Genomic DNA, 4,023 nt, shown 5'->3' with positions numbered 1-4,023 from the left:
CCGCCGGGGCGGGGCCGGTAGTCTGCGCCTGCCACGGGGTCGGGCTCGACGTCATCACGGCGACCATCGCGGGCGGAGCGGGCTCCGTCGAGGCGGTGGGCGCGGCCTGCAAGGCCGGCACGAATTGCGGCTCGTGCATCCCTGAGATCCGCAAGCTGCTGCCGGAGGCGCTTGCGCGCGACGCCGCGTAGCATCAGGTTCGTCCGTGACCCTGCCGAGATCCAAGCCGACCCTCATGAGCACGCCCCGCCAGCCGCGCGAGACCCGCGCCGGCCTCGAGCCCCTCGCCGTCCTACCCGTCTTCGTGCCGCTGCAGGGGAAGCGCGCGGTGCTGGCCGGCTCGAACGGCGGCGCGCCCTGGAAGGTGAAGCTGCTCGCCGCCGCTGGCGCCCACGTCGACGTCTACGCCGCCGAGCCGAGCGAGGAGATGCGCAACGTTCCGGGCGAGATCGTCGCCGGCAGCGTGACCCTGCACGAGCGGGCCTGGACGCCGGACGACCTGTGGGGCTCGGCCTTCTGCATCGGCGCGATGGAGGACGAGGCCGAGTGCGTCGCCTTCGTCGCGGCCGCGCGCGGCACCGGCGCCATCGTCAACGCCGTCGACCGGCCGCATCTCTGCGACGTGAAGTTCGGCGCCATCGTCAACCGCTCGCCGCTGGTGGTGGGCATCTCGACGGAAGGCGCGGTGCCGGTCTTCGGGCAGACCGTGCGGGCGCGCATCGAGGCGATGCTGCCGCGCGGGTTTTCGCGTTGGGTCGCGGCGGCGCGGGACTGGCGCGAGGGCGTCACCGCCCGCTTCCACGGGTTCAGCGAGCGCCGCGGGTTCTGGGAGCGCTTCTCGGATCTGGCCTTCGCCGAGCCCGACCGGGCCCCGACGCAGGCCGACCTCGACAGGCTGCTCGCGCAGACCGAGGCCGCGCCGAAGGGCGGGGCGGTGACGCTGGTCGGCGCCGGGCCGGGCGATGCCGAGCTGCTGACGCTGAGGGCGCTGCGGGCCCTGCGCAACGCCGACGTCATCCTCTACGACGACCTCGTCGCCCCCGAGATCCTGGACTACGCCCGCCGCGAGGCGCGCACGATGCTGGTCGGCAAGACCGGCCACGGCCCTTCCTGCCGCCAGGACGACATCAACGCGCTGATGGTCTCGCTCGCCAAGTCCGGCAAGCAGGTGGTGCGCCTCAAGTCCGGCGACCCGCTGATCTTCGGGCGCGCCGGCGAGGAGATCGAGGCCTGCCGGCAGGCCGGCATCCCCGTCGCCGTGGTGCCCGGGATCAGCGCGGCGCAGGGCGCGGCCGCCTCCCTCGGCGTCTCGCTCACCCACCGCGACGCGGCGCGCCGCCTGCAATACGTGACCGGCCACGACCGCCGCGGCGCGCTGCCGGACGACCTGAACTGGGGCGCGCTCGCCGACCCTTCGGTCACCACCGTGGTCTACATGCCCAAGCGCACCCTGCGGGTGCTGCTGGACCGCGCGGTGGCCGAAGGCTTGGCACCGGCGACGCCCGCTCTGGTGGTGTTCAACGCGACGCGGCCCAACCAGGCGGCGCTGCGGGGCACGGCGGCCGATCTCGCGGAGCGGGTCGAGGCTTCGCTGCTCGAAGGACCGGCGATCCTGATGGTGGGCGACGCGCTCAAGGAACAGAGTGTCGCGGACTGCGTCGAGCAGGCGCAGATCGCGATCTAGACCCGGCCGCTTCCCGTCTGCGACCAGCCCGATCGTGACGCCGGACGCATCGTGAGGGCGTCGCGCGGGCACCTGCTGAACCGGGTTCCAGGCCAGGGAGGCGCACGACGGAACGCGGGCCTGAGGCAAAGCGCCGGGGGCCTCCGAGGTGCCCCGACCTTGCCTCCCGCGGCCGCCCATGCTGTTCCAGCGGCCGTCGCGAGAAGGTCACCTCCATGCGCCGCGCCCTCCTGCCCATCATCGCCTTCGTGCTCGGTTTCGTCGGGCTCACGGCGGCGGCCGTGTTCACGCTGATGCCGGAGCGGACGGAGGTGGCGGCCTCGAGCGTCGGCGGGCCGTTCGCGCTGATCGACCAGGACGGCAAGGCGGTCACCGAAGCCGACTTCGCGGGCGCCACGCACCTCGTGTTCTTCGGCTTCACCCACTGCCCCGACATCTGCCCGACCACGCTGCAGCAGATCTCGGACGTGCTGGCGGCGTTGGGGCCGAAGGCCAAGGCGATGAAGGTCGCCTTCATCACCGTCGATCCCGAGCGGGACACGCCGGCGAGCCTCAAGGCCTACCTGTCGAGCTTCGATCCGCGGATCGCCGGGCTCACCGGCAGCCCGGCGCAGGTGGCGGCGGCCGTGAAGGCCTATCGTGCCTACAGCCGCAAGGTGCCGGGCAAGGACGGCGACTACACGATGGAGCACACCGCGCTGGTCTACGTGATGGACGGCAGGAACCGCTTCCTTGGCGCGCTCAACCTGATGCGCCCGGCCGACGAGACCGCGGCGGAGCTCGCGCGGCGGATCTGAGCATCCGGCGCGGGCCTCACGCCGCCGGGCGCCGCGGACGCAGCAGGCCGCTGCGCGAGGTGCGCGACAGCCCGTGCTCGGTCTTGTTCCAGCGCGAGGGCGCGCGGACGAACTCGATCACCGCGAGCCACGCGGCGACGCTGACCAGGGCGAAGTAGAGCAGCATCCCGGGCACGAACCACAGCAGGTCCCACCAGCCCCGGCGGATGCAGCCGAGCGCCGCCGGCAGGACCAGGGCCGCGGATCCCGCCAGGAACAGGGTGATCGCGACGGCGAGCGGCAGGTTCGGCCAGGGCTCGGGCGCGGCCGGGATCTCCTGGAGCAGGAAGTCGGCGCCCGCCCAGACGAGGAAGATCGGATAGACCAGGGCCGAGGCGACGGCGCCGGGCAGCAGCGTCACGGCGCAGAGCGCGTCGAGGCGCCCGAGCTGCCGGCAGGTCTCGGCGGGGCGGCGGCCGTAGGTGACGGTGGTCTGCAGGAACCCCTTCATCCAGCGGACGCGCTGGTGCAGCCAGGCCGGCAGGTTGTTCGGCGCCTCCTCGATCGTCGCGCTCGGCAGGTCGCCGACCTCGTAGCCGGCGCAGGCCAGCCGCATCCCGAGATCGGCATCCTCCGTGACGTTGCGCGCGTCCCAGCCGTGCAGCTTGCGCAGCACCTCGGTGCGCACGTGCATCGAGGTCCCGCCGAGCGGCATCGGCAGGCGCCACTGCGCCAGCGCCGGATTGAGCACGTCGAACAGGCCCGCATACTCGATGGCGAAGCACCGGGCGATCCAGGAATCCTCCGCGTTGTCGATCACCAGCCGGCCCTGGAGGCAGGCGGTGCGGGCGGGCGCCCGCGCGAAGATCTCGGCGGCGAGCCGGAGCTGGCCGGGATCGGGCACGTCCTCGGCGTCGTAGACCACGAGCAGCTCGCCGCGGGCGAGCGGCAGGGCGACGTTGAGCGCCCGCGGCTTCGTCCGCGGCCGGCCGTCGGGCACCGCGATCACCTCGAAGCGGGCGGGCAGGGGGACCTCCGCCAGCGCGGCGATGGTGCCGGCATCGTCGGCCTCGACGACGAACTTCAGGTCGAGCTTGGCCGCCGGATAGTCGAGCCGGGCCAGCGCCGAGACGAGCCGCGGCACCACGCGGGCCTCGCGATAGAGCGCCACGAGGACGGTGTAGGTCGGCAGGTCGCGGTCGCTAAGGGGCGAGGCGATCGGCGGCGGAACGATCGGGACGCCGACGAACACGGCGCCGACGCGGAAGATCGCCATCACCAGGAACAGCGTCTGCGCCGCCACGACCAGGATCACCGCGAGGAACGGGGGCAGGGCCTCGAACACCACGATGCCGGCGCACGCCACGAGCGCGACCAGCGCCAGGGCCGGCCCCAGGGGACGGCTGCCGAAGGCCCAGTCCGGCGCCTTCGCTTCGAGGTCGTCGACCGCGTAGCCGGCGATGGCCTCGGGGATCGCCGCGAACAGGGCCGCGCGCAGGCGGGTCGGGCTCGTCACCGCCGGCATCCGCCCGCGCGGGCTGCGCCCGGCGAGCAGCTCGGCGA

The 4,023-nt window shown here is 73.5% G+C and carries 4 protein-coding genes; 3 read left to right on the top strand and 1 reads right to left on the bottom strand.

Annotated elements, in window-relative coordinates; all coding sequences use genetic code 11:
- From FV223_RS21930 to FV223_RS21920, 3 genes are all read left to right on the top strand, one after another.
- Nucleotides 1-191 (top strand): (2Fe-2S)-binding protein (locus tag FV223_RS21930; protein ID WP_147728978.1); only part of this gene is annotated, 191 nt, incomplete at its 5' end.
- Between the two features lie 44 nt (nucleotides 192-235).
- Nucleotides 236-1,684: a siroheme synthase CysG gene (gene cysG / locus FV223_RS21925; protein WP_147728977.1), complete on the top strand. Its 1,449-nt coding sequence runs from the start codon at nucleotides 236-238 to the stop codon at nucleotides 1,682-1,684.
- Nucleotides 1,685-1,899: 215 nt separating this feature from the next.
- The gene (locus FV223_RS21920; protein ID WP_147728976.1) at nucleotides 1,900-2,481 is read left to right on the top strand and encodes an SCO family protein; all 582 of its coding nucleotides are present in this window, start codon (nucleotides 1,900-1,902) and stop codon (nucleotides 2,479-2,481) included.
- A gap of 16 nt (nucleotides 2,482-2,497) precedes the next feature.
- On the opposite strand, the gene FV223_RS21915 is transcribed toward FV223_RS21920, so the two are convergent.
- Entirely contained in the window at nucleotides 2,498-3,736 is a 1,239-nt protein-coding gene (locus FV223_RS21915; RefSeq protein WP_348643782.1) for a glycosyltransferase, read from the bottom strand.
- Nucleotides 3,737-4,023: the final 287 nt, after the last annotated feature.

The organism is Methylobacterium sp. WL116, assembly GCF_008039455.1.
Classification (GTDB): Bacteria; Pseudomonadota; Alphaproteobacteria; order Rhizobiales; family Beijerinckiaceae; genus Methylobacterium.
Note: the sequence above shows the minus strand (reverse complement) of the source record. Positions and strands in the feature narration are given on the sequence as shown.

Coding starts and splice junctions, on each gene's coding strand:
- cysG (WP_147728977.1), top strand. CDS start 236: ATGAGCACGCCCCGCCAGCCGCGCGAGACCCGCGCCGGCCTCGAGCCC.
- FV223_RS21920 (WP_147728976.1), top strand. CDS start 1,900: ATGCGCCGCGCCCTCCTGCCCATCATCGCCTTCGTGCTCGGTTTCGTC.
- FV223_RS21915 (WP_348643782.1), bottom strand. CDS start 3,736: ATGGCGATCTTCCGCGTCGGCGCCGTGTTCGTCGGCGTCCCGATCGTT.